Below are 24,626 nucleotides of genomic sequence, written 5' to 3'. Positions count from 1 at the left end.
CGCGGATAGAAGTGCCACAATAGAGGGGTCTTTTTGTGATTCATGTTTAGGAAGGCCTCCCCATGACCGAACAGTCCGATCTTTACCCCGACCGCAATCTCGCGATGGAGCTGGTGCGCGTCACCGAGGCCGCCGCGCTCGCCTCCGGCCGCTGGGTCGGCCGCGGCCAGAAGAACGAAGGCGACGGTGCCGCCGTCAACGCGATGCGCAAGATGATCAACTCCGTGGAGATGGACGGCGTCATCGTCATCGGCGAGGGCGAGAAGGACGAAGCCCCGATGCTGTTCAACGGCGAGCAGGTCGGCACCGGCCACGGCGCCGCCGTGGACATCGCCGTCGACCCAGTCGACGGCACCCGCCTGATGGCCGAGGGCCGCCCGAACGCGATCTCCGTCATCGCCGCCGCCGACCGCGGCTCGATGTTCAACCCGCAGGACGCGTTCTACATGAACAAGATCGCCGTCGGCCCAGAGGCGGTCGGCGCGATCGACATCACGAAGTCGACCGCCGAGAACATCAAGTCGGTCGCCGAGGCGAAGGGCGTGCGCCCCGCCGACATCACGGTGGTCGTGCTCGATCGTCCGCGCCACAAGCAGCTTGTCGACGACATTCGCGCCGCCGGCGCCAAAGTCCGCTTCATCATGGACGGCGACGTCGCCGGCGCCATCGCCGCTGCACAGGACACCAGCTCCATCGACATTGCGATGGGTATCGGCGGCACCCCGGAGGGCGTCGTCACGGCGTGCGCTCTGAAGTGCCTGGGCGGCGAGATCCAGGGCATGCTCGCCCCGCAGGGCGACGAGGAGCGCGAGAAGGTCCTCGCCGCCGGCCACGACCTGGACCGCGTGTTGGGTATCAACGACCTGGTCACCTCCGACAACTGCTACTTCGCCGCCACCGGCGTGACCAACGGCGACATGTTGCGTGGCGTGACCTACCGCAAGTCCGGTGCCACCACCCGCTCGCTGGTGATGCGCTCGAAGTCCGGCACCGTCCGCTTCATTGAGTCCCAGCACCAGCTGACCAAGCTGCAGGACTACTCCGTAGTCGACTACTCCGATCCGGAGAACTAGGCCGCAGCCTAAAGCAACGCGCCGATCAGCGCCGCGCTGGCCAGCAGGTTGTTCACCACGTGCACGATGTAGCTGGCGGTGATGGTGCCGTGGAAGCGTGCCACCAGCGCCAGACCAACGCCGGCGAAGAAGGTGAACACGATTGCCGGCGGCGCGATGTGGGCCGCCCCGAAGATCGCTGAGGTAGCCAGTACGCTCGCCGCCGCGGGCATGAGCGTGTCGAAGTAGTTCATGAGCACGCGGCGGAACACGATCTCCTCAATCAACGGCCCGATGAGCAGGTAGCCCACCAGCAAAAGCAGCACTGGCGCGGCGCTGTCCAAGTCCCGGGCGAGGGTCTCGCTGGCGGAGTCGCCGCGGGGCTCAAGTCCGGACAGCGGCGCGACAACCGACGTCGCCGCCGCAGAGCCGAGCACCACCGCCGGAGCCTGCCACAGCAAGTGCCAGCCTCGGCGCCCAAGCCGCGCGAAGCCGAGCTCGAGCCCGCGGCGCCGCATGTAGCGCACAAGCAGCACCGTCGGCACCGCCAGCGCGACCAACACAGCAACCGGCAGCACCGTCAGCGCCACCGTCCGGGACACACCCGCGCGCACCAACATCAGCCCCTGGCCGAGGAGCAAAACGTACATCGACCCCATCGCGGCGGCCGCGACTCCCGCGTCCCTCAAAGTGGGGGTCTTCATGGCCTGCGGTTCGGGCATTTCATCTCCTCGGCATATCCGGTTGGGGCATAATCGTGCAGTGGAAAGGCACGCGCGCACCTTACCGTGCGCGACGTGCACGCGACAGAAGTAAAGGACAATAATGGCTGATCAGGAATACCGCATCGAGCATGACACGATGGGCGAAGTCAAGGTGCCCGTCGACGCATTGTGGCGCGCCCAGACGCAGCGCGCTGTGGAGAACTTCCCCATCTCCGGCCGCGGCCTGGAGTCCCAGCAGATCCGCGCGCTCGGCCTGCTCAAGGCGGCCTGCGCGCAGGTAAACAAGGACCTGGGCAACCTGGACGCCGAGAAGGCCGACGCCATCATCGCCGCCGCGAAGGAGATCGCGGACGGCAAGCACGACGAGCAGTTCCCTATCGATGTGTTCCAGACCGGCTCCGGCACCTCGTCGAACATGAACACCAACGAGGTCATCGCCTCCATCGCGAAGGCGAACGGCGTTGAGGTCCACCCGAACGACCACGTCAACATGGGCCAGTCCTCCAACGACACCTTCCCCACCGCCACCCACGTCGCCGCCACCGAGGCCGCCGCGAACGACCTGATCCCGGCGCTGAAGGTGCTGCAGGAGTCCCTGGAGAAGAAGGCCACCGAGTGGCACGAGGTGGTCAAGTCCGGCCGCACCCACCTCATGGACGCCACCCCGGTCACCCTGGGCCAGGAGTTCTCCGGCTACGCCCGCCAGATCGAGCTGGGCATCGCACGCGTCGAGGGCACCTTGGAGCGCCTGGGCGAGCTCGCCATCGGCGGCACCGCCGTGGGCACCGGCATCAACACCCCGGCGGAGTTCGGCAGCAAGGTCACCGAAGAGCTGATCAAGCTCACCGGTGTTGAGCAGCTTTCCGAGGCGAAGAACCACTTCGAAGCGCAGGCCAACCGCGACGGCCTGGTCGAGTTCTCCGGCGCGATGCGCTCCGTTGCTGTGTCCCTGTACAAGATCGCCAACGACATCCGCCTGATGGGCTCCGGCCCGCTGGCCGGCTTCGGCGAGATCCACCTGCCGGACCTGCAGCCGGGCTCCTCCATCATGCCGGGCAAGGTCAACCCGGTGCTGTGCGAGACCGCAACCCAGGTCTCCGCGCAGGTCATCGGCAACGACGCGGCTGTCGCGTTCGGCGGCACCCAGGGCCAGTTCGAGCTCAACGTGTTCATCCCGATGATGGCGCGCAACGTCCTCGAGTCCTCCCGCCTGCTGGCGAACACGGCCCGCCAGTTCGCCACCAAGCTTGTCGACGGCATCGAGCCGAACGAGGAGCGCATGCGCACCCTGGCCGAATCTTCCCCGTCGATCGTGACCCCGCTGAACTCCGCGATCGGCTACGAAAACGCCGCGAAGATTGCCAAGCACGCGGTCAAGGAGGGCATCACCATCCGCCAGGCCACCATCGACCTGGGCTTCGTGGACGGCGAGAAGCTCACCGAGGAGGAGCTGGACAAGCGCCTCGACGTGCTGTCCATGGCCAACACGGACCGCAACTAGTCCGCAACTAGCTCCCCGCTAGAATCTGCCCCCAGCACATCAACCAATCTGCTGGGGGCTTTTTCCATGCCTGATTCTTTCTCCGAACTGCGCACCGCGGGCGGGCCGAACAAGCCGTGGGTCGTCGGCGGGGTGCTTGCGCTCATCGTCGCCATCATCGGCGTCGCGCTCGCGGCGGCCTACTGGTACGCCAACCCGCGCCCCGAGCCCGAAAGCACCGTCCCCGAAACGGTCACGGTCACCGCGCAGCCGCAATCGCCTATCGACGACCCTTCGGCCCCCACCGGCACCTACACCGGAACGCTGAACAGCTTGGAAGATGACGCAAAGGTCAAGGCGTGGCCCGCGGTGGCGACCTTCGGCGGCGGCACCGCCTCGGTGACCTACCCCCTCACTGGCTGCACGGCGTTGATCGGTGAAGGCGGCGAATCGATCCCGTTGACGAAGGGCTGTAATGACGGGCAGGGCCGTTGGGACGTCGAGAAGCATACGCCCGGCATTGTGAAGCTGACCTACTTAGAGGACGGAAAAGCGCTGGTAGAAGGCGAACTTTCAGCGGGCTTGCCATAATGTGCACCGGGTGTAATATTGCACCCCGTGCAAAATGAGGGAATCAGGGAGCAGAAGCGGCGCGAAACGCTGCAACGCATCCGCGACGAGGCGGCCCGGCTTGTGGGCGCTCACGGCTACGACAACGTCACCGTCGACGACATCTGCCTGGCTGCAGGCATCTCCCGGCGCACGTTTTTCAACTACGTCGACTCCAAAGACGAGGCGATCTTGGGCTCGTTCCCCTTCGCCTTCAGCGAGGACGCGCTCGCCGCGATCCGCCAGACGCAAAGCGACAACGTGCTCGAGCTTGTCATCCGCTCCATCGAGGTCGAGACGGGGCGCTTCGACGGGCCCGCCGCGAAATGCCGCCGGGAGCTGCTGGAAAACAACCCCGGCCTGATGCACGCCGAAGCCGCCCGCAAACGCGGGTTCCTCACCGAGGTCGGCCGCGCCGTCTACGCACACTTCGAACGCTTCCCTGAAGACCGCAGGCACACCGGGACGCTGGAGGACGAGACGCAGCTCATCGTGATCCTCTTCCAGGGCGCGGTAAGCCGCTACCTGTGGCACCCTCCGGAGGGCGCCGACCCCGTCGAGCAACTGCTGGCAAACGCACACGATCTATCCACTTACGCAAAGGAGATGACATGGTAGAAACCCGCGCGGACCGCGATCCGCTACAGGCCACCGCGCCAAACGTGGGGCTGGTGTTCTCGGCCCTGCTGCTGACCATGCTGATGAGCTCGCTGGGCCAGATGATTTTCGCCACCGCCCTACCCACCATCGTCGGCGAGCTCGGCGGCGTGGACCACATGAGCTGGGTCATCTCGGCGTTCCTGGTCACCATGACCATCGCGATGCCGGTCAACGGCAAACTCGGCGACATCCTGGGCCGCAAGTGGCTCTACATCACCGGCATTGGCCTTTTCGTTATCGGTTCCACCATCGGCGGCTTCGCCCACACCATGGAGCTTCTGATCATCGGCCGCGCCGTCCAGGGCCTGGGCGCGGGCGGAATGATGGTGAACTCGCAGTCCATCATCGCCGAGGTGGTGCCCGCCCGCGAGCGCGGCAAGTACATGGGTGTCATGGGCGCCGTCTTCGGTGTGTCCTCGGTGCTCGGCCCGGTGCTGGGCGGCTGGTTCACCGACGGGCCCGGCTGGCGCTGGGCGCTGTGGATGAACATTCCGCTGGGCCTGCTCGCCATGAGCGTGTGCGCCGCTGTGCTGCGCCTGCGCCGCGGGACCGCCAAGGGCATGCACTACGACTACCTGGGGACCACGCTGATGGTGGTGGCCACTACCTCGCTGATCCTCACCACCACGTGGGGCGGCACCCAGTACGAGTGGACCTCCCCCACCATCATCGCCACCTCGCTCATCGCGCTGGTTGCGGCCGTGGCGTTCGTGTTCGTGGAGCTGCGCGCGGCCAACCCGCTGATCCCGATGGACCTGTTCGCAAACCGCAACATGGTCCTGACCACCCTGGCCGGCACTGTGCTGGGCCTGGCCATGACCAGCGGGCTGGCGTACCTGCCCACCTACCTGCAGATGGTCCACCAGCTCACCCCCACCGAGGCGGGCCTGATGATGCTGCCGATGGTCATCGGCATGCTCGTCACCGGCATGACGGTCGGCTTCATCATCTCCAAGACCGGCCGCTACAAGATCTACCCGCTGGTTGGCATGCTCGTGACCACGCTGGGGCTGTTCCTGTTCTCCCGCCTGGAGGTGACCACGTCGCTGACCAGGCTGGGCATCTACATGTTCATCTTCGGCTTCGGCCTTGGGCTGGTCATGCAGGTGCTGGTGCTGATCGTGCAGAACTCGTTCCCGCTCAAGCACGTGGGAACTGCGACGTCCACGAACAACTTCTTCCGTCAGATCGGCTCGTCGATTGGCGCGTCGCTCGCGGGCTCGCTGTTCATCCACAACATGCGCGACAACCTGGAGCAGCGCTTGCCGGAGGCACTGGCAAAGCTGGGGCCGGAGGGCGAAGCGTACGCCGCGAAGTTCCAGGACGGCGGGGCGAACAGCCTCACCCCCGGCACAGTCGCCCAGCTTCCGGATCCCCTCCGGGAAGCCGTGCTGAGCAGCTACAACGACGGCCTGACGCCTGTGTTCCTACTGATGGTGCCGCTGGCGGTCGTCGCCTTCGTCCTCCTGCTGCCGGTACGCGAAGAGGCACTCAAGGAGGACTTGAGCTAGCAGCTCACTGCTCGCGCGACATCGGCAGAATCAGCTCCCAGATGTCGCAGTCGCGCCACTCGCCCTGGCGCTCGCCGTAGGCCATCTGCGCCATGTTGTGGAACGTGCCCACCTTTTCAAATCCGCGGGACTTGTGCAGGCCCGCGGATCCTTCATTTTCGGGGAAGATCCAGGAGTGGATGGACCACTTGTGCAGGCTGATGCACGTCTGGATCAGGTGGTCCAACAGCGCGCCGGCAACGCCGCGGCCGCGGGCGTCCGGGTGGGTGTAAATCGAGTCTTCCACCACGCCGTGGAACACGCTGCGTGTCGACGCCTTCGCGGCGCCGACCCAGCCGAGCACCTTGTTGTCGTCGTTCGCGTCAACCGCCACGAAGACGGTCTCCATGATTTTCTTGCGGGAGAATTGCTCCCAGTTCTGCCCCTTGGTCTCCCAAGAAGCGTTGCCTGTCTGTAGTCCCATCTCGTAGATGGCTCGTACCTGCGGATAGTCTTCCGGTCGGATGGGCCGGATGGCAAAGTCCGATTTTTGCATGCGCTCTATTGTCCAGATCCGCGCGAGGGCGCGCAAACACTCGCCCAGCAACGCAAAAGCGCCACCCCGCCGCAGCGGAGTGGCGCTTGGAATCAGGCGAGGTAGGCCGCCGATTTACTTCTCGGTCACGATTGCGGTGAAGGCATCCTCGGTGCCGCCGCGGGTCCACTCGATGGTGCCGTTCTCAAACTCCTGGGTCCAGCCCGACTGGTCGGCGTTCTCGGTCTCCGGTGCGACCGGGAAGCCCAACTTCTGGTCCAGACGCACGTCGGTGATCCACTCGTTAGCGATCTGGCCCCAGGTCGGAGCACCACCGGTGTTCTCGTTCCAGGTGATGTAGTGCTCGTTGTCGTAGGTGACGATCCAGCCGCCGTCAGTCTCCTCAACTGCCATCGGCTCGCCCCACTCCGGCTGAGCGTACTCGTCCATAGCGGCCTTCACGCCTGCCGGAACCATCGCGGTTGCGCCGTCGGCGGTGGTGATCTCCTCGGTAGCCTCAGCGTCGCCAGCAGCAGCGGCGTCGGTGTTATCCGCGGCCTCGCCAGCGGTCTCGGTGGCAACCTCGGTCTCGGTAGCGGTCTCCGAGACGATCTCGGTGGAGGTCGGCTCACCCTCGCCGTCGTTGGAGCAAGCAACCAGGCCGGTTGCGCCAAGGGTCAGAGCAGCTGCGGAAGCGACGATCTTACGGGAAAACATAATCAATACCTTTCATTCTTGAAATAAGTGCGCCGTCCATTATGAACTTTGCGTTAACGTCGAGTCCGCTTTGCACCCGATCGGGGGTGCGCATTTCCACGCGAAGAACGCACCGTGCGCCCCTTCGTCACACCGACAAAGTCCTGCACAGCGTCCGAATCGTCCGCCCTGCGCCACACGAGCGCGATCTGCGTCGCCGGTTCCTCCCCCAGAAGGGGTAATGCTTTGATCTGTTTGCGCGCGAGGTTCTTCAACAGCGGCAGTGGCCCGTAGGCCACGCCGACGTTCGCGGCGACGACTTGCAGGGCGGACCGGAGGTCGTCGATAGGCGATTGCCCGTCAAAGTTCACAATCTCGTCCGCGAGATCCGCGCGGGAAACCTCCCCTACCTCCGCGTAGACGGAATCCTTCGGCACCGCGACGCCGGCCGCCTCCTCGTAGAGGCGCACCACGTGGTACTCGTCGGTGACGCGCTCGTCCGGAAGCCGCACGAGCGCTGCAGTTGCTTGCTTGCCGACGAGCACGAACGGATCATCCGCCGGCATCGTCTCAAGTCGGCTTCCGGTGAGTTCCTCGAAGCGGCGGAACCACTTCCCCGGCTCGGTGCCGGTGGCGAAGGCAATGGTGAGCATGGCCGTCAATGCTACCGTTTTGACCATGACTGATCAGACCCCCTCCGGCATCGCCATGAAGCCGGTAACCGCCGCAAAGAAGCTGGGCATCTACCTTCCCGCCACCCCGCAGGAGTTCCAGGACGGCGCCGTGACCCACGCCGAGCTGCGCGACCTGCAGGACAACCCGCCGCAGTGGCTGCAGGAGCTGCGCCTTTCCGGCCCACACCCGCGCCCCGAGGTCGCCCGCAAGCTGGGCATTTCCGTGACCGCGCTGAAAAGCGCCGGCGTGGACCAGGCGATGACCACCGACGAGATCCGCGCGCTGCTGGACGACCAGCCCGAGTGGCTGCAAAAAGCCCGCGCCACTCTCGCGGAGCAGCGCGGGCATGATGTTGCCGGCGGCGACGGCGCAAGCGCCGACGCCGGAGAAGCCGAGGAGGACTAGAGCATCTTCCAATCCTCGAGGTCCGGGTAGAGCGGGTACTTGCGCGCCAGGGCCTCAACGCGGCCGCGCAGCGCATCAACGTCGGCATTCTCGGCCTTGATCAACGTCTCCGCGATGATCTCGGCGACCTCGCGGAAATCCTCCTCGCCGAAGCCGCGGGTGGCCAGCGCGGAAGTGCCGATGCGCAGGCCGGAGGTCACCTTCGGCGGGCGCGGGTCGAACGGCACCGCGTTGCGGTTGACGGTGATGCCCACCGAGTGCAGCAAGTCCTCGGCCTGCTGCCCGTCCATCGGCGAGTTACGCAGGTCCACCAGCACGAGGTGCACCTCGGTGCCGCCGGAGACGACGGAAACGCCGGCCTCGCGTGCGTCGTCGGCAAGCAGACGCTCCGCCAGCACCTTCGCGCCGTCGAGGGTGCGCTGCTGACGGTCCTTGAACTCCTGGCTCCCCGCGATCTTGAACGCGGTCGCCTTCGCAGCCACGACGTGCATCAGCGGGCCACCCTGCTGGCCCGGGAAAACCGCGGAGTTGAGCTTCTTGTGCAGCTCCAGGTCGTTGGTGAGGATGAAACCGGAGCGCGGGCCGCCGAGAGTCTTGTGCACCGTGGAGGACACCACATGCGCGTGCGGGACCGGGTTCGGGTGCAGACCGGCGGCGACCAGGCCTGCGAAGTGGGCCATGTCCACCCACAGGTAAGCGCCGACCTCGTCGGCGATGGAGCGGAACTCCGCGAAGTCCTCGTGGCGCGGGTACGCGGACCAGCCGGCGATGATCACCTTCGGCTTGACCTCGCGGGCCTGCTCGCGCAGCTTGGCCATGTCGATCTGGTGGGTGTCCTCCTCCACCTGGTACGCCTCCACGTTGTAGAGGCGGCCGGAGAAGTTGATCTTCATGCCGTGGGTGAGGTGGCCGCCGTGCGCCAGGTCCAGGCCCAAGATGGTGTCGCCCGGCTCCGCCAGCGCCATGAGCACCGCGGCGTTGGCCTGCGCACCCGAGTGCGGCTGCACGTTCGCGTACTGGGCGCCGAAGACCTCCTTGGCGCGGTCGCGCGCCAAGTCCTCGATCACGTCCACGTGCTCACAGCCGCCGTAGTAGCGGCGGCCCGGGTAACCCTCGGCGTACTTGTTGGTCAGCACCGAACCCTGCGCCTGCAGCACAGAGCGGGGCACAAAGTTCTCGGAGGCGATCATCTCCAAGGTGTCGCGCTGGCGCGCCAGCTCGTCCACAATTGCGGCGTGCACCTCGGGATCGTAGGTGGCCAGATCCTGGTAACGGAGGTCTTCAGACACGTCGACCGGGTCCTTTCTTTTCGCGATGATTACGGCTCCTCGAAGTATAGGAAAGTCGGCACGCCCAGAAGGCTGATTTATTCCCCTTTTGCGCGGGTGCAACAATGGTGGCTATGTCTCGAGCCGATTCGTCGCCGTACCTCGACTTCCACCGCGAGGACTGGCGCAAGCGCCGCGCCAAGATGCCCCAGGTGCTCACCGAGGAAGAGCTGAAGAAACTCTCCGGCATCGGCGAAAACCTCGACCTGCAGGAGGTCGAGGACATCTACCTGCCCCTGTCGCGCCTGATCCACCTGCAGGTGCGCGCCCGACAGAAGCTCACCAACGCCACCGAGACCTTCATCGGCGGCGACCCGGGGCACGTGCCGTTCATCATCGGCCTGGCTGGCTCGGTGGCCGTGGGCAAGTCCACCACCGCGCGTGTGCTGCAGGTGCTGCTGCAGCGCTGGGATTCGCACCCGCGGGTGGACCTGGTCACCACCGACGGCTTTTTGCACCCGAAGGCGGTGCTGGAAGAGCGCGGGATCATGAAACGCAAGGGCTTCCCGGAGTCCTACAACCGCAGAAACCTCATGCGGTTTGTCACCGAGGTCAAATCCGGCCAGCCGGTGGTCAAGGCCCCGATCTACTCGCACGAGGCCTACGACATCCTCCCCGACGAATTCGTGGAAGTCCGCCAGCCCGACATCCTCATCCTCGAGGGGCTCAACGTGCTGCAGACGGGCCCGACGCTGATGGTCTCCGACCTGTTCGATTTCTCCATTTACGTCGACGCGAAGACCGAAGACATCGAGCGTTGGTACATCGAGCGCTTCCTCAAACTCCGAGATACGTCGTTCCAGCAGCCCGGAAACCACTTCGAAGGCTTCGCCGGCATGGACGACGCCGAGGCCGCCTACGCCGCCCGCGAGCTGTGGCAGACCATCAACCTGCCCAACCTGGTGGAAAACATCCTGCCCACCCGCGTGCGCGCCTCGCTGGTGCTGCGCAAGGATTACGACCACACCGTCCAACGCGTGCGCATGCGCAAGATGTAGCTACTTGCCAAAGCGGCGGGAGCGCTGCGAGTAATCGCGCAGCGCGCGCAAGAAGTCGATCTTGCGGAACGCCGGCCAGTAAATATCGGTGAACCAGATCTCCGAGTACGCCGCCTGCCACAGCAAAAAACCGGACAGGCGCTGCTCGCCGGAGGTGCGGATGACCAAATCCGGGTCCGGCTGGCCGGAGGTGTACAGGTGCTCCGCGATGGACTCCACGGTGATCTCGGCGGCCATTTCCGTGGCTGGCACTCCGGCGTGGGCTTTGTCGTCGATAAGCGATTGCACCGCGTCCACGATCTCCTGACGCCCGCCGTAGCCGACCGCGATATTCACGGTGAGGCCGTGCTTCGTATCGGTTGCGGCCGCGCCCTCGCGCATCCGCTTAGCGACGTCCTCCGGCAACAAATCCAGATGCCCCACCAACCGCACGCGGCAGGTGTAGTCCTCCGTGGCGAGATCCTCGATGACCCCGGAGATGATGTCGAACAGCAGCTCCACCTCCTCGGTGGTGCGCTGCAGATTCTCCGTGGACAGCAAGTAGATAGTGAGCACGTCCACGTCCATCTCCGCGGACCAGCGTACGAGCTCGCCGATCTTCGCGCCGCCGACGCGGTGGCCGTGGGAGATGTCCTCGAAGCCCGCCTCGCGCGCCCAGCGCCGGTTACCGTCGGCCATCACGGCAATGTGCTTCGGGCGCTTTTTGCCGCGCAGCTCGCGCTTCAGGCGCGCCTCATACAGCGGGTACAGCGGGTATCGCAGCTTCGAAAGGACAGACACGGGATAAATTCTAGCCAGCTAGAAAGCGTTTTTCTTCCGCTGGTCCTTCAAACCAGCCTTCTCCATGGCCTCGTCGATCGCTTTCTCGTCGAACGGATCAATCCCGCGGGCTTCCGCAAACGCCTGGCGGCGCTTGAACCGGGAGAAGCGGCGGTGAAACGACCAGCCTATGAACAGCACCACGATGACCAGGACCACCAGCAGCAGCAACCCGATCGGCGAGGCTTTGCCGAAGTCCGGGCCGACCGGGGTCTCGCCCGGGTTCTGGGCCAGCACGAAATTCGCGGCGCTGGCGGAGGCGACGGTGAACGTAGACATTTAGTTTTCCTCCTCGATGCCGGCAAACAGGTCCGTTTCCGGCAGGGTGGTCTTTACCCTGGTCGCGGCCAGCTCAAACTCTTCGGTGGGCCAGACGTCCTGCTGGTCCTTCACCGGGCTTGCCAGGAAAGCGCCGGCGGGATCGATCTGCGTGGCGTGGGCCGTCAGCGCTTCGGCACGTTGCGGGAAGTAGTCGGCGCACTCCACCTGGGTGGTCACGCGGTCGAAGACGTCGCCCTCGTTTTCCTCCCAACGTTTGATCATCAGCTCGTACGGGCTCTTCTCGCCGCGCTGGATGAGCCGCTCCTGCAGAAGCTTCATACGCTGCAAGATAAAGCCGTGCGAGTAGTACAGCTTCAGCGGCGTCCACGGCTCGCCAGCGCCGGGGGCGAAATCCGGGTCGCCCGCGCGCTCCCAGGCGATCATGGAGATCGCGTGCACCATCAGGTGGTCGGGGTGCGGGTAGCCTCCGTTTTCGTCGTAAGTGATGATCACGTGTGGGCAGAATTCGCGGATCTGCTCCACGATCTCCACTGCCACTTCTTCCGGGTCCTGCACCGCGAACGAGCCTTCCGGCAGCGGCGGCAGCGGGTCGCCCTCCGGCAGCCCGGAGTCCTCGTAGCCCAGCCAGACGTGCTCGACGCCGAGCGCCGCCGCGGCGCGCGCCATCTCCTCGCGGCGCACGTCGAGGATGTTGTCTAGCACGCCGGGGCGGTCCATAGCCGGATTGAGGATGTCGCCGCGCCTGCCGTCGGTGCACGTGACGACCTTGACGCGGTTGCCTTCCGCGGCGTACTTGGCCATGGTGGCCGCACCCTTTGAGGACTCGTCGTCTGGGTGGGCGTGAATTGCCATGAGACGAAACCCGGTCACTCGATCAATCCAACTTTCGTAGGGGTCAGTTCTGTACCTCCGCGTCATCTTAGTACCATCAACGCTAAAGTCCTTACCACCTGCAAGGAGCCGTTTCCGTGAGCACCGCTACCTCTCCCCGCCCAGCCGAACGCTACGGCCGCAACCGCGGCTCCGGCGGCTCGATCGGCGGCAAAGTGGTGGCGATTGTCTCCGGGCTGCTCATGGTCGCCCTGCTTTTCGTCGGCGCCCGCACGATCATGGAGCGCTTCAACGAACCGGTCCGCGCCGAATTTATTTCGCAGGAGCATATCGACGACGACACGGGCCGGCTCTGGATCGACGTGAACCGCAAAAACCCGGACACGCCCGCGTACTGCATCGTCACGGCGGTGGACTACTCCCACGCCGAGGTGGGACGCCGCGAGGTGGTCCTGCCAGCCGGCGGCGACGAGCACTCCCGCATCGCCGTGGACCTGCCGGTGCGCGAGCCGTTGGTGTCGGGGCGCATCTACGGCTGCTCCGAAAATCTCCCCTTCTACATGGACCCGGAGAGCAGCTTCTACGCAGCACGCTAGCGGAAACCGCCACATTCGCGTGTGGTAATCTTCCGGCTGTATATCTGCACACATTGGCCCGCGAGCGGCGGGCCGATTTCACGTATCAGGGAAGGTTTAGACCCCTATGGCTGAATCCCAGCAGCAGTACATCACTCCTGAAATGAAGGCCAAGCTCGAGGCCGAACTGCAGCAGCTCATTGACAACCGCCCCGCCATCGCGGCCGAGATCAACGAGCGCCGCGAGGAGGGCGACCTCAAGGAGAACGCCGGCTACGACGCAGCCCGCGAGCAGCAGGACCAGGAGGAGGCGCGCATCAAGCAGATCTCCGAGATCCTGTCCAACTCCACCACCGAGCGCACCGGCATCGTCGAGGGTGTCGCCCACGTCGGTTCCGTCGTGCACGTCTACTACGACGGCGACGAGAACGACCGCGAGACCTTCCTCATCGGCACCCGCGCAGCCTCGACGGACAACGCGGATTTGGAGACCTACTCGGAGCAGTCCCCGCTCGGCGCTGCCGTCGTCGGCGCTTCCGAGGGCGAAACCCGCAAGTACACCGCCCCGAACGGCCGCGAGATTTCCGTCACCATCGTCTCCGCCGAGCCGTATGATTCAGTCAAGGCCTCCACGCCCCGCGCGAAGTAGCCAGTACTTTTCTCTTTTCAAAAACAGAAGGACCATTCCTGTGATTGCCACCTCTTCCCGCAAAGCTGTAGCCGGCGTCGCCGCCCTGGCCGCCATCGCTCTGGCAGGCTGCACCCCGCCGCACGAGAACCCCTCCTCCGAGAAGGTCGACACCGCCACCACCCAGGACCCGGACTCGCTGAAGGGCGCCGGCACTGCGACCACCGCCACCAGCACCGCGACGGCGACCAACGTCACCGAGGCCAACGCGGCGCAGGAGCAGGAGACCGCAGAGGCCGCGGTCGCTGCCGCCCCGGTGTTCAATAACTGCGGCGCCACCGACCTGGTGCGCCCGGACCGCCTGACCGTGGACTGCAAGAACCAGGACGACTTCCTCGAAAACATCGTCTGGGAGCAGTGGGGCGAGGATCTCGCCGAGGGCACCGGCACCCGCGTCGTTGTCTCCCCGGACAACCGCGAAGAAGACGTGAAGGTTGTGCTGGGCAACCCGGAGATCATTGACGGCAAGCCGGTGTTCACCACCGTGTCCGTCGACGGCCAGTCCGTGGTTCCGGACAACAACTACTAAGCCACACACACAACAAAGCGCCTCGCTTCCGGAGATGATCCGGAAGCGAGGCGCTTTGCGTTTCTGTGGGCCTAGCGGTCGTTGAAGTAGGACAGCAGGCGCAAGATCTCGGTGTAGAGCCACACCAGGGTCACAGCCAGACCAAGCGCGACGCCCCAGGAGGCGCGCTCCGGCGCACCGGTGCGGACCAGCTTGTCGGCCAAGTCAAAGTCCTGCAGGAAGGACAGGGCCGCCAGAACGATGCAGACCACGCCGAAGATGATGGACAGCGTGCCGCCGTCGCGAAGCGGGGAGATGCCGGTGAAGATTGCCAGCAGGAAGTTGCCCAGCGCCATGATGGCCACGCCGAAGATCATACCGGTGACGATGCGGTGGAAACGCGGAGTCACGCGGATCGCGCCGCGACGGTAGACCACGAGCATGCCGATGAACACGCCGATCGTGCCCAAAATGGCCTGGAAGATAAGCTGGCCGGCATCGGCGCCGCCGACGCTGAACCAGCCGGAGACGGTCAGAGAGAAGCCGCCGAGGAACAAGCCCTCAAACGCAGCGTAGATCAGCGTCAGCGTCTTCGAGCCGAACTCGCGGCGGAACGCGTTGACCAGCGTGGTGATGAAGCCGCCGATGGCGCCGACGAAGGTCAAGATAACACCGAGGCTGATGTTGCCGGTGAGGAAGATAACGAAGTTCACAGCGGCGAACGCGATGATCACGGCGAGCGTGATGCCCGTCTTGGTCACCACGTCGTCGACCGTCATCGGGCGTTGCTGATCAATTTCGGGCGCGTGCCCCGGAAGCGTCGCGGTCTGGCCGGCCTGGTAGCCGTTGTCCGCATCCGCCCCCGGAATGTTGCGCAGAACGGGGTTAGTGCTTCTCACGTCGCACATTCCTTTCCAATGAGTTTGTCCAAGAGTTCACCGGGTATAACGCCACACGTACCAAAAAGGTTCCCGCCAGTGTGATGCCAGCTGATCACTCGCCACCTTCCAGCGGGGATATGGTGGGCTGCATGGGAGTGCTCGACAACGCCCGCCGCGGCCCGAGAACCGGCGGTGAGGTGGTGCGCGGCCACATCGCGCAGACCACCGGCGGCGAGGACGCGTACGTGTTTTCCTACCGCCACCTAGATGTCCACGCGTACGTGTTGCCCGAGCCGGTTCCCCACGTGTTGTACTGCACGTATGGCAAGTCCCGCGTGGAGTCTTCCCAGCCTGTCGCGGGCACCCAGACGGAGCTGACGTTGCGCGTGCCCGGCACGCCTGCGCTTCCCGACGAATGGCCGGCGCGCCTGCTCGCCCGCGCCGCCCGCGACGACATCGAGCCGGGGCACTACCTCGTGTTGGACAACCCGCGCGGCACCCTGTCCGGCTTTGTGTTTGTCACCGACCCGGTCCTCGGTGTGGTGGACGGGCCCACCGGCCTGATCCGTTTCACGTACGCGGTCGGCATTAACGGCGACGACGTGGAACAGATGCTGTCCTGGGACCCGTTGAAATTCGCGGCCTTTGTCGGCGACCGCGTGCCGCTCGGCCTGAGTTCCACGGGCCGCGATCCCATCAGCGCCGACCCGCAGGACCGGGCATTGTTGGAGGAGGCGGTGGGGTCCGAAGGGGCGTCGATAGGCGCGATGCACGCCCGCTACCTCGAGGTCGATGCCGAGGGGCGCGTGGACCTGGATCCGGCGGCTGCGCGCGCGTTACTGCGCGCCGCGCGCCACCGCCTGTTGCACGAAAGGTCATTCGCGCTGCTCAACGGTGAAACTTGGCTGCTACTCAACCCGCAGTCTCAGACAACCGAGTGTGCGAGCGACCATATTGTCGTCCCCGCCACCGCGGCGTTCGCCCACGAGCTGCTCGCAACATTCGACGCGGTGCCGGGCATCTACCGCCTGCGCACCGCGCCGCTGGAATTCCGAGTGGTGGACCCGACTACTTAAAGACGTTGCCCCACTCGTCGCGCTTGTCCAAAAACGCCTGGGCCTCGCGCTTGGCCGCCTCCAGGTCGTGGCTTGCGCCCCAGCCGCATTGCTTCTCGTTTGCGGCCGGGACCTCGTCGGCGTTGGTGATGTCCGTCAGCGTCTTTTCCACCAGCTCAGCAACCTCGGCCTCGGCTACGTCGCCGGCAAGCATGAGGTAGAAGCCGGTCTGGCAGCCCATCGGCCCGAAGTCGATGACGTTGTCCGCGTGGTTGCGGGCGTGCTCGGCGAACATGTGCTCCAGTGAGTGCACCGCCGGCATCTCCAGGTGCTCGACATTGGGCTGCTTGAAGCGGATGTCCCACTTCACCAGCGTGTCGCCTGCGGGCAGCTGCTTGCGGTCCGCGAGCCGGATGAACGGCGCGGCTACCTTGGTGTGGTCGAGGTTGAAAGATTCCACATTCATGCGATCAGTCATGGCTTCGACTCTACTGAACGGAGGCGCGCGTGCCCACCACCCTTGTTTGGATCCGCGACGATCTTCGTGTCACGGACAACCCCGCCCTGTCGTGGGCGGCTTCGCGCGGGGAGGTCGCAGGTGTGCTTATCGACGACACCTCCGGGTACCCGGAGCCGATGGTGGGCGTCAACGAATCCCGAAAAACCGCGCTCGAGACGTACAACAACATCAAAGGCGACCGGTAGGGTCGTCTGAATGAAAGCTCTATTCCGCAAAGTCACCGCTGGCATTGCCGCATGCGCAGCCCTTGTCGCCGGCACAGCCGCACCTGCCACGGCTCAGCCCACCGGCAACGTGGTCGTATTCGGCGATTCGTTCGCCTCGAACCCGGACCAATACCGCAACTCCGCGCTCAACCTCACGGGAATCTCGCAGCTGTCCTCGGGGTCGTCGGAGAGGCTGGTCTCCTCCTATCCCAGCCAGGCTGGGTGCCTGCAAGGACCGGATAACTGGCCGCGCCAGCTACAAGCCCGCACCGGTCTCACCGTGGCGGACTGGTCGTGCACCGGCCACCAATCGGCCAGCCTGCCCGGCCACGTCGACCTGGCGGTACGCGCCGGCGACCTCAACGCCAACACTCGGGCGGTGACGCTGGCGGTCGGGTTCAACGATCACTGGCGCCCACTGGTCGAATCCCCCGGCGCGCCGTACAACGCCGACGCGGTGCGCGACAACTACTTCCGCAACATGCACGAAGCTGTGGCCAAAGTGCGCGCCGCCGCACCCCGGGCCAAGATCGTCATCCCGGGGATGCTCTCGGTCACCGGTGGAACCGGGCGACTCTGCCTGATCAACGTGATGCCGAATGCCCCGCTCGGCGTCCCCGCACCCCGGGTGCTGCAGTGGGAGCAACGCACCCAGTCCTACCAGCGCGCGCTAGCGGCCCAGGTGGGCGCGACGTTCATCGACATCCGCGCGCTTTCCACCAACCACGGCACTTGCGCCCGCGACGCCGACCGCTGGGTGGCTGGGCTCATCGACACCACCACGGCCGACTACAACATGGCCCTGCACCCCTCCCGCGCCGGGTCCGCTTTCGTCGCCGACCAGGTGGCTCAGGCGGTGTGAGGCGTACTCTCGGCAAGGTGACGAAGTTTCAGAAATTCCTCATCCCCCTGTTCACTGGCGCGGGCGTGCTCCACTTTGCAAAGCCCGAGCCTTTCGACGGCATCGTGCCCGACGCCCTCCCCGGCTCCGCACGCACCTACACCTACGTCTCCGGCGTGGCCGAGCTCGCCGCCGCTGCGCTGCTGGCCAACCCGAAAACGAGGGCTGCCGGCGGGAAGTTCGCCGCGGCCCTTCTGACGGCGGTGTGGCCGGCCAACTTCAACATGGCATGGCAGTGGCGCGACGAGCCGTGGCAGAAGCAGATCATCTCCATCGGGCGCCTGCCGCTGCAGATCCCGCTGATCAAGGCGGCGCTCGGCGCAGCGAAGTGATGGAGGCGGCGAGGTACCGTGAGGTGATCGTCGAGAAGCTCGCTGCCCGCGAAGCTTCCTCTTCCATTTGTCCGTCCGAGGTCGCGCGCGACGCAGCACAGGATCTTGCACACTCCGGGACCGTGATTATTACTCAGGGGTCCGACACCGTGGATCTGGAAACGGTGAAGGGCCCCATCCGAATCAGACGAGGCCCCAATTGGTGACAGTGCCCCCAGTCGGGCTCGAACCGACACTGGGCGGATTTTAAGTCCGCTGCCTCTGCCAATTGGGCTATAGGGGCGACGGGAAACATCGTACTTCCCCGCCGTGAGCAAACCGCAATCGGCCAGCTCATTTTCACCGAGCGGAGCCGGCCGGGTGGCCTTACACTCGCTGTGCGAAATCTCAGTATCTTCTGAGTTTCGCATCCACCCGCAAGCGATTAAAAGGCTACACCCCATGAATATCCATCTCCCCTCCCCGCTCGATCAGATCTTCAAAGACCTCAACCTCGAGCAGATCATCGCTGCTGTTGCAGGCGCATTCGTCGTCGGCGGCCTTGTCGGCGGCGCGATCGGCGCTGCCGCCGGCGGAAGCTCCGAGGGCACCGGGTCCAGCGACCAGGCTACTGCCCCGACCCAGACCGCACCTGATGCGGAAGGCCCCGTCCTTGACGGCCGCGCGAAGCTCTCGGCGCTCTACCAGGCGCCCGGACCGGATTCCGGCAAGGATGCGTTCGACGGCAACGGGCAGACCCACCCGTTCAAAGGCCAGGTCATCCCGGGCTTTTCCGGCATAATTGAGAAGGGCGATGGTCAATTCTACGCGCTTCCCGACAACGGCTTCGGCTCGAAGAAGAACTCCTCCGACTTCCTGCTGCGCATCTACACGGTGAAGCCGAACTGGGAGACCGCGGACACCGCGAAGAACCCGAAGGACACCGGCGGCATCGAAGTGCTGGACTACGTCTCGCTGAAGGACCCGAACAACAAGATTTCCTGGGACATCGTCAACAACGACACCGAGGACCGCCTACTTACCGGCGCGGACTTCGACCCAGAGTCCTTCGTGCAGGCCGCGGACGGCACCTTCTGGGTCGGCGAGGAGTTCGGCCCCTACATCCTCCACGTGGACAAGGACGGCACACTTCTCGACGCCCCGTACGCCTACCCGGGCGTCAAGAGCCCGTCCAACCCGACGTTGGGTGCCGAAGAAAAGCCGAACCTGCGCAACTCCAAGGGCTTCGAGGCCATGGCCACCGACGGCCGCTACCTCTACCCGATCTTCGAGGGCTACCTCGACGAGGCCACCGACAAGCGCGTGCGCGTGATCTCCCAGTTCGACACCGAAACTCGAAAGTACACCGGAAAGACCTGGGATTACCTCGCAGAAGACGACGACGCGCTGATTGGCGACGCGTTTTTGACCAAGGACGGCCGCCTGCTCATGCTCGAACGCGACGATTTCCTCGGCTCGGAGGCCCAGCTGAAGAAGGTCTTCGAGGTAAAGGACTTCGCGGACGCGAAGGCTGGCTCCACGCTGAAGAAGGACCTGATGGCGGACCTGCTCAACATTGCCAACCCGGGCAAGATCGGCATGGTCTCCGACGCCCGCGCCTACGGCGTCGGCGACCCGTTCCAATTCGCGCTGCTCAGCGTCGAGACCATCATCCAGTTGGAAGACGGCCGCTACCTCACCGCGCTGGACAACAACTTCCCCGGCGACGACGGCCGCTACCGCGGCAAGCCGGACGACACCGAGATGATCACCTTCTCCGTGAAGTAGCTGTCGATCGAGCCCGGCCCGCCCAACTAGCCCGTCGCCCCGGTGACCAGACCAGTTCGTTGTGCAGCCATGCCGTAATCTTGCTCCCGGACCGGCGAATTTACTTAGACGGAGGTCCCACTTGACCAGGCAATGGCTCTTTCTAGCTCCCTGCGCCCTCGGCGCACTCGGACTATTTCTCGCGCGCCGCGCCGGCGACGGCACCGCGGGCTTCTACTGGGCCACCGCCTTTACCGCCGTGGTGTACGCGGCCGCGTGGTGGCTATGGGGCAACCGCCAGGCGTTTATGGGGCCCAAAAAGCTTATCGACGTCCTCCGGGGCGCCCTCATCGGCGCCGCCCTGGCGCTCGTGTTCGTCCTCGGCGCCTTAGTGGTGCAGCACTTCCCGTTCCTCGCCGGCCCCGCGGCGGAGCTGCTGGACACGCCCGACAAGGGCGGCTACGCCCTGACGCTGCTGGTGCTGGTGGTCAACGGCATCGGCGAGGAGCTGGTGTTCCGCGACGTGGTGCCGCGCCAGCTGCGGGGCATGGGCCAGTCGGTGGTGCAGGCCGGCGTGTGGTCCACGCTGGCTTACTGCCTGGTCACGTGCGTGATGGGCGTGCCGCTGCTGGTGTTCGCCGCCGGCGTGCTGGGGGCGGTGGCCTACTTCGAAGCGGCGAAAACCGGCAGGCTCTACTCCCCGATTGCTGAGCACCTGACCTGGAGCATCGGGATGCTGCTCATCCTGCCCCAGTTCTTCTAGGACGCGGGGGGCAGCGTCGGCCTCCTCTCGCCTTTCGCGAATCCAGCTAGTAGGACCCAGCTATTCGCCAAAAAATCGCAATTAGCTGGGTCCTACTAGCTGGATCCTGCGCGCGGGAGGCGTGGGGCCGCGAGAGGCGTGGAGGGTGGGGGCCGCGGAACCGCGTGACTGTCCGCCGAGCACCGCCCAGGAGTCGCGCTCCCCACAGACCGCCCAGGAGCCCGAACCGCCTACTCGCTGACGGAGAACACCTCCTTCTTCGGCTTCTCCTCAGCTTTGGCGGCCCCCGCGACCGAAATCTTCGGCGCGTCGAGCATCTCCGTCATGAAGTCGGCCACCCATTGCAGCAGCTCCGTATCGCGCAGATTCGGCGCGTTCAGGGCGCGCTTCGCGCCGCCCTCGCGCGGCATCGGCACCTGCAGCGCCTTGGCCGCGGCGCGGAAGTTCGCGCCCGGGTAAAGGCGTTTCAGGCGCACCTGCTTGGAGTCCGGCAGCTCAACCGGGTGCAGCTTGATGCGGCTGCCCTGGGTGAGGATGTCGGAAACACCCACCTCACGGGCCTGGTTGCGCAGCCGCGCCACAGCCATGAGGTGCTCGACCTCTCTCGGCAGTGCGCCAAAACGGTCGATCATGTCGTCGGCGGCGGCGGTCAGGGCGTCGTCGTCGCGCGCCTCGGCGAGCTTGCGGTAGACCTCCAGGCGCAGCCGCTCGGAGTTGATGTAGGTCTCCGGGATGTGCGCGTCCACGGGCAGGTCCACGCGGATTTCCTTGGGGCCCTTGTCGGTGGCGTCGACAGGCTCGCCGCTCATGAGTCCCTTGAAGGTTTCCACCGCCTCGCTGACCAGGCGCACGTACATGTCAAAGCCCACCCCGGCGATGTGGCCGGACTGCTCGGCGCCCAATACGTTGCCGGCGCCGCGCATCTCCAGATCCTTTTGCGCCACGGCGATGCCGGAGCCTAGGTCGTTGTTCTGGGCGATGGTGGCCAGGCGGTCGTAGGAGGTCTCCGTGAGCGTTTTGTCCTTCGGGTACAAAAAGTACGCGTAGGCGCGCTCGCGGGAACGCCCCACGCGCCCGCGCAACTGGTGCAGCTGGGAAAGACCCATGTTCTGGGCGTTTTCCACGATCAGGGTGTTGGCGTTGGCGATGTCCAGGCCGGTTTCCACGATGGTGGTGCAGACCATGACGTCGTAGTCGCGGTTCCAAAAACCCTGCACCGTCTGTTCGAGCACTTGCTCGCTCATCTGGCCGTGGGCGACGACGATGCGCGCCTCCGGTACCAGTTCGCGCAGCTGGCGGGCGGTCTTTTCAATGTCGGAGACTTTGTTGTGGATGTAGAAGACCTGGCCGTCGCGGAGCAGCTCGCGGCGGATTGCGGCGGCGACCTGCTTGTCTTCCTGCGGGCCGACATAGGTCAGCACGGGGTGGCGGTCCTCCGGCGCGGTGGTGATGGAGGTCATCTCGCGGATGCCGGTCAAAGACATCTCTAGGGTGCGCGGGATCGGTGTTGCGGTCATGGTCAGCACGTCCACGTGCGATTTCAGCGCCTTGATGTGCTCCTTGTGCTCGACGCCGAAGCGCTGCTCCTCGTCCACGATGATCAGGCCGAGGTTCTTCCACTGCACGCCCGTCTGCAGCAGGCGGTGGGTGCCGATGACGATGTCCACGGAACCGTCGGCAAGTCCGGAGATGATCTCCTTCGACTCCGCGGCGGTGGTAAAACGCGACAGTTCGCGCACCGTCACGCCGAAGCCGTCCATGCGCTGGTTGAACGTGGAGAAGTGCTGCTGGGCCAGAAGCGTCGTGGGCACGAGTACCGCAACCTGCTTGCCGTCCTGGACCGCCTTGAACGCGGCGCGCACGGCGACCTCGGTTTTGCCGAAGCCCACGTCGCCCACGATGACGCGGTCCATCGGGGTGGGCTTTTCCATGTCCGACTTCACTGCTTCGATGGCGGTGAGCTGGTCTTCGGTCTCCACGAACGGGAAGGCGTCCTCCATCTCGTGCTGCCACGGGGTGTCCGGCGCGAACGCATGCCCCGGCGCGGCCTGGCGCTTGGCGTAGAGCTCCACCAACTCGCCTGCGATCTCGCGGACCGCGGCGCGCGCCTTGCGCTTAGTGGATTTCCAGTCGGAGCCACCCATTTTGCTTAGCGACGGCTTCTCGCCCCCGGTGTACTTACTCAGCAGGTCCAACGACTCCATTGGCACCCAAAGCTGGTCGCCGGGCTGGCCGCGCTTGGCGGGCTGGTACTCCAGCACGATGTACTCGCGGCGCGAGTCCTCGTCGCCGGCTTTGACGGTGCGCTCCGCCATTTTCACGAACTTGCCGATGCCGTGGGTGTCGTGCACCACGAAATCGCCAGGCTGCAGGGCGAGCGGGTCGACGCGGTTACGGCGGCGCGGAGCCCGTCGTTTAGCACCTGCGATATCGCCCACGCGGTTGCCGGTGACGTCAGTTTCGGTGACCACGACCAGGTTCGGCCCGCCGAAGACCAGGCCCGCGTGCGACAGGGCCTGGTACAACGTCACCGCGCCCTCGACGGGTTCCAGGCCGGGCGTGGCCACGCGGGCGGATACGCCGTGCTCGCGCAGGCGCTCCGCCATGCGGTCGATCGTGCCCTTCGCCGGCGCCACGAACGCGACCTTGCCGTGGTTTTGACCGATGTGGAGCTTGAGCGTGGCGTAGAGCTGCTCAATCGCCTTCGGGTCGCCCTTCGGGGCAGGCGCGGCCTCGAACTCCAGCGGCAGCGTGTCTGCGTCGTCGGCGGCGAACATGCCGGGCGGGGCGAACGTCCACCAGGCGTTGCCGGCCTTGGAGGCGGAAACCTCCAGCGACTCGTAGGAGCGGTACGACGAGGCGGACACGTCCAGGCCCTCCACCACCACAGGCCCCTCGGCGCCCATGGCGGCTGCCTCCCAGCCGGCCTCGAGGAACTCGCGGTCCGTCGCCTCCAAATCAGCGATGCGGGTGCGCACCTTCTCCGGGTTGGTCACTAACACAACGGAGCCGGCGGGCATGAGCTCCGGCAGCACCGAGTACTGCTTGTCCGTCAGCGCCGGGATGAGCGCCTCCATGCCATCGGCCGGCTGCTTCTCCGAGATGCGCGCCAGCAGCGACGACAGCGTCGGGTTGGAGGGGAATTTCCGCGCGAGTTCGTCGACTTTGGCGGCCACGGCATCGTCGATAAGCAATTGCCTCGCAGGGTGCAGGTCCACCGACCGCACCTCCTCGATGGTGCGCTGGTCCGCGACGGCGAAGGAGCGGATGTCGGTGACCTCGTCGCCCCAGAACTCGATGCGTACCGGGTTTTGCGCGGTGGTCGGGAACACATCGATGATGCCGCCGCGGGTGGCGAACTCGCCGCGCGAAGCCACCATGTCCACATGGTTATACGCGAAGTGCACCAGCTTCGCGGTCAGATCCTCAAAGTCGTGCTCCTGGTCCACCGCGATGCTGATCGGCTGGACAGGCGGCAGCACCGGCTGGCACACCGCGCGCGCCGCCGCGACGATCACGCGCGGCATCTCCCACAGCACCTTCGAGCGGCGCCCCACAATGTCCGGCGCCGGCGAAAGACGCTCGTGCGGCAGCGTCTCGTACGCCGGGAACTGCGCGACCTTCTCTTCGCCCAAAATGGCCTTCAGCTCGGCGGCGAGATCCTCCGCCTCGTGGCCGGTAGCCGTGACCAAAAGCACCGGCGCCTCCCGCGCAATCGCACCGGCCGCCCAAGAGCGCACCTGGTCGATGCCCGTGACGTGCAACGAATCCTCGCCCACGTGCGTGACCAACCCCTTCAACTTCGGGTCCGTCAGCGCCGCCGTGAGCAAACCGCCCAGCACGGGCGGGGTGGTTTCAGTCATGTG

Annotated in this window: 28 protein-coding genes and 1 tRNA gene; 17 read left to right on the top strand and 12 right to left on the bottom strand. The window is 65.5% G+C overall.

Annotated features, from left to right (window positions below):
* Positions 1-62: 62 nt before the first annotated feature.
* Entirely contained in the window at positions 63-1,073 is a 1,011-nt protein-coding gene (glpX, locus tag CAFEL_RS03880) for a class II fructose-bisphosphatase (protein ID WP_194560354.1), read from the top strand.
* 8 nt (positions 1,074-1,081) lie between these two features.
* On the opposite strand, the gene CAFEL_RS03875 is transcribed toward glpX, so the two are convergent.
* Entirely contained in the window at positions 1,082-1,774 is a 693-nt protein-coding gene (locus CAFEL_RS03875) for a CPBP family intramembrane glutamic endopeptidase (RefSeq protein WP_194560355.1), read from the bottom strand.
* A 103-nt stretch (positions 1,775-1,877) separates the two neighbouring features.
* Here CAFEL_RS03875 and CAFEL_RS03870 point away from each other — a divergent pair, with 103 nt between their 5' ends.
* The 4 genes from CAFEL_RS03870 (at position 1,878) to CAFEL_RS03855 (ending at position 6,037) form a co-directional block, all read left to right on the top strand.
* Positions 1,878-3,278, top strand: a complete 1,401-nt coding sequence (locus CAFEL_RS03870; protein ID WP_194560356.1) for a class II fumarate hydratase — start codon at positions 1,878-1,880, stop codon at positions 3,276-3,278.
* Positions 3,279-3,344: 66 nt separating this feature from the next.
* Positions 3,345-3,848 (top strand): hypothetical protein, encoded by a 504-nt coding sequence (locus tag CAFEL_RS03865; RefSeq protein WP_194560357.1) that lies wholly within the window; start codon positions 3,345-3,347, stop codon positions 3,846-3,848.
* A 27-nt stretch (positions 3,849-3,875) separates the two neighbouring features.
* Entirely contained in the window at positions 3,876-4,484 is a 609-nt protein-coding gene (locus CAFEL_RS03860) for a TetR/AcrR family transcriptional regulator (RefSeq protein WP_290172246.1), read from the top strand.
* Positions 4,478-6,037, top strand: coding sequence for an MDR family MFS transporter (locus CAFEL_RS03855; RefSeq protein WP_194560359.1), 1,560 nt, complete (start codon positions 4,478-4,480; stop codon positions 6,035-6,037). Before CAFEL_RS03860 ends, CAFEL_RS03855 begins: the two co-directional genes overlap by 7 nt.
* Before the next feature lie 4 nt (positions 6,038-6,041).
* Here CAFEL_RS03855 and CAFEL_RS03850 read toward each other — a convergent pair whose 3' ends face one another.
* From CAFEL_RS03850 to CAFEL_RS03840, 3 genes are all read right to left on the bottom strand, one after another.
* Complete coding sequence (locus CAFEL_RS03850) at positions 6,042-6,572, bottom strand: GNAT family N-acetyltransferase (protein ID WP_194560360.1); 531 nt, start codon at positions 6,570-6,572, stop codon at positions 6,042-6,044.
* Between the two features lie 114 nt (positions 6,573-6,686).
* The gene (locus tag CAFEL_RS03845) at positions 6,687-7,268 is read right to left on the bottom strand and encodes a hypothetical protein (RefSeq protein ID WP_181888108.1); all 582 of its coding nucleotides are present in this window, start codon (positions 7,266-7,268) and stop codon (positions 6,687-6,689) included.
* Positions 7,269-7,321: 53 nt separating this feature from the next.
* A complete protein-coding gene (locus CAFEL_RS03840; RefSeq protein ID WP_181888107.1) occupies positions 7,322-7,900 on the bottom strand; it encodes a LysR family transcriptional regulator substrate-binding protein in 579 nt (192 codons plus the stop codon).
* A 25-nt stretch (positions 7,901-7,925) separates the two neighbouring features.
* On the opposite strand from CAFEL_RS03840, the gene CAFEL_RS03835 reads away from it, so the two are divergent.
* Entirely contained in the window at positions 7,926-8,327 is a 402-nt protein-coding gene (locus CAFEL_RS03835) for a DUF5997 family protein (protein WP_194560361.1), read from the top strand.
* Here CAFEL_RS03835 and glyA read toward each other — a convergent pair.
* On the bottom strand, positions 8,324-9,616 hold the full coding sequence (gene glyA, locus CAFEL_RS03830; protein WP_394354797.1) for a serine hydroxymethyltransferase: 1,293 nt from the start codon (positions 9,614-9,616) through the stop codon (positions 8,324-8,326). The two genes, CAFEL_RS03835 and glyA, sit on opposite strands and share 4 nt — an antisense overlap.
* Before the next feature lie 113 nt (positions 9,617-9,729).
* Here glyA and coaA point away from each other — a divergent pair, with 113 nt between their 5' ends.
* Complete coding sequence (coaA, locus tag CAFEL_RS03825; protein WP_194560362.1) at positions 9,730-10,653, top strand: type I pantothenate kinase; 924 nt, start codon at positions 9,730-9,732, stop codon at positions 10,651-10,653.
* Here coaA and CAFEL_RS03820 read toward each other — a convergent pair whose 3' ends face one another.
* From CAFEL_RS03820 to mca, 3 genes are read right to left on the bottom strand one after another with little or no spacing between them, the layout of a single operon-like run.
* Positions 10,654-11,433, bottom strand: coding sequence for an isoprenyl transferase (locus CAFEL_RS03820; protein ID WP_194560363.1), 780 nt, complete (start codon positions 11,431-11,433; stop codon positions 10,654-10,656).
* A gap of 18 nt (positions 11,434-11,451) precedes the next feature.
* On the bottom strand, positions 11,452-11,751 hold the full coding sequence (locus CAFEL_RS03815) for a hypothetical protein (RefSeq protein ID WP_194560364.1): 300 nt from the start codon (positions 11,749-11,751) through the stop codon (positions 11,452-11,454).
* The gene (gene mca, locus CAFEL_RS03810; protein ID WP_267238677.1) at positions 11,752-12,606 is read right to left on the bottom strand and encodes a mycothiol conjugate amidase Mca; all 855 of its coding nucleotides are present in this window, start codon (positions 12,604-12,606) and stop codon (positions 11,752-11,754) included.
* A 116-nt stretch (positions 12,607-12,722) separates the two neighbouring features.
* Here mca and CAFEL_RS03805 point away from each other — a divergent pair, with 116 nt between their 5' ends.
* The 3 genes from CAFEL_RS03805 to CAFEL_RS03795 all read left to right on the top strand — a co-directional run bounded on the left by CAFEL_RS03805 (position 12,723) and on the right by CAFEL_RS03795 (position 14,377).
* The gene (locus CAFEL_RS03805; RefSeq protein ID WP_290172241.1) at positions 12,723-13,181 is read left to right on the top strand and encodes a DUF4307 domain-containing protein; all 459 of its coding nucleotides are present in this window, start codon (positions 12,723-12,725) and stop codon (positions 13,179-13,181) included.
* Between the two features lie 106 nt (positions 13,182-13,287).
* Positions 13,288-13,809, top strand: coding sequence for a transcription elongation factor GreA (gene greA / locus CAFEL_RS03800; RefSeq protein WP_194560366.1), 522 nt, complete (start codon positions 13,288-13,290; stop codon positions 13,807-13,809).
* Between the two features lie 40 nt (positions 13,810-13,849).
* A complete protein-coding gene (locus tag CAFEL_RS03795; protein ID WP_194560367.1) occupies positions 13,850-14,377 on the top strand; it encodes a hypothetical protein in 528 nt (175 codons plus the stop codon).
* Positions 14,378-14,448: 71 nt separating this feature from the next.
* Here CAFEL_RS03795 and CAFEL_RS03790 read toward each other — a convergent pair whose 3' ends face one another.
* A complete protein-coding gene (locus CAFEL_RS03790) occupies positions 14,449-15,255 on the bottom strand; it encodes a Bax inhibitor-1/YccA family protein (protein ID WP_290172238.1) in 807 nt (268 codons plus the stop codon).
* 131 nt (positions 15,256-15,386) lie between these two features.
* On the opposite strand from CAFEL_RS03790, the gene CAFEL_RS03785 reads away from it, so the two are divergent.
* The gene (locus tag CAFEL_RS03785) at positions 15,387-16,313 is read left to right on the top strand and encodes a suppressor of fused domain protein (protein WP_194560369.1); all 927 of its coding nucleotides are present in this window, start codon (positions 15,387-15,389) and stop codon (positions 16,311-16,313) included.
* Here CAFEL_RS03785 and CAFEL_RS03780 read toward each other — a convergent pair.
* Positions 16,306-16,770, bottom strand: a complete 465-nt coding sequence (locus tag CAFEL_RS03780) for an S-ribosylhomocysteine lyase (protein WP_194560370.1) — start codon at positions 16,768-16,770, stop codon at positions 16,306-16,308. The genes CAFEL_RS03785 and CAFEL_RS03780 overlap by 8 nt on opposite strands.
* A gap of 29 nt (positions 16,771-16,799) precedes the next feature.
* Here CAFEL_RS03780 and CAFEL_RS03775 point away from each other — a divergent pair, with 29 nt between their 5' ends.
* The 4 genes from CAFEL_RS03775 to CAFEL_RS03760 are packed head-to-tail and all read left to right on the top strand — an operon-like array spanning position 16,800 to position 18,457.
* Positions 16,800-16,997 (top strand): deoxyribodipyrimidine photo-lyase, encoded by a 198-nt coding sequence (locus CAFEL_RS03775; protein ID WP_194560371.1) that lies wholly within the window; start codon positions 16,800-16,802, stop codon positions 16,995-16,997.
* 10 nt (positions 16,998-17,007) lie between these two features.
* Positions 17,008-17,880 carry a GDSL-type esterase/lipase family protein gene (locus tag CAFEL_RS03770; RefSeq protein ID WP_194560372.1) on the top strand — a complete coding sequence of 291 codons (873 nt, stop codon included), beginning with the start codon at positions 17,008-17,010 and terminating at the stop codon, positions 17,878-17,880.
* Between the two features lie 17 nt (positions 17,881-17,897).
* Positions 17,898-18,251: a DoxX family protein gene (locus tag CAFEL_RS03765; protein WP_290172235.1), complete on the top strand. Its 354-nt coding sequence runs from the start codon at positions 17,898-17,900 to the stop codon at positions 18,249-18,251.
* The gene (locus tag CAFEL_RS03760; RefSeq protein ID WP_435383870.1) at positions 18,149-18,457 is read left to right on the top strand and encodes a DUF3253 domain-containing protein; all 309 of its coding nucleotides are present in this window, start codon (positions 18,149-18,151) and stop codon (positions 18,455-18,457) included. The genes CAFEL_RS03765 and CAFEL_RS03760 overlap by 103 nt, the downstream gene beginning before the upstream one ends.
* A gap of 3 nt (positions 18,458-18,460) precedes the next feature.
* Here the strand turns inward: CAFEL_RS03760 and CAFEL_RS03755 are convergent.
* Positions 18,461-18,534: transfer RNA gene (locus CAFEL_RS03755), tRNA-Leu, on the bottom strand.
* Positions 18,535-18,692: 158 nt separating this feature from the next.
* On the opposite strand from CAFEL_RS03755, the gene CAFEL_RS03750 reads away from it, so the two are divergent.
* Positions 18,693-20,018 carry an esterase-like activity of phytase family protein gene (locus CAFEL_RS03750; RefSeq protein WP_194560373.1) on the top strand — a complete coding sequence of 442 codons (1,326 nt, stop codon included), beginning with the start codon at positions 18,693-18,695 and terminating at the stop codon, positions 20,016-20,018.
* Between the two features lie 121 nt (positions 20,019-20,139).
* Entirely contained in the window at positions 20,140-20,760 is a 621-nt protein-coding gene (locus CAFEL_RS03745) for a CPBP family intramembrane glutamic endopeptidase (RefSeq protein ID WP_194560374.1), read from the top strand.
* Between the two features lie 230 nt (positions 20,761-20,990).
* On the opposite strand, the gene mfd is transcribed toward CAFEL_RS03745, so the two are convergent.
* Positions 20,991-24,623, bottom strand: a complete 3,633-nt coding sequence (gene mfd, locus CAFEL_RS03740; protein WP_194560375.1) for a transcription-repair coupling factor — start codon at positions 24,621-24,623, stop codon at positions 20,991-20,993.
* Positions 24,624-24,626: the final 3 nt, after the last annotated feature.

The organism is Corynebacterium afermentans subsp. lipophilum, assembly GCF_030408375.1.
GTDB classification, from domain to species: domain Bacteria; phylum Actinomycetota; class Actinomycetes; order Mycobacteriales; family Mycobacteriaceae; genus Corynebacterium; species Corynebacterium lipophilum.
The sequence above is the reverse complement of the archived record's forward strand: the minus strand, read 5'-3'. Positions and strand labels throughout refer to the sequence as shown.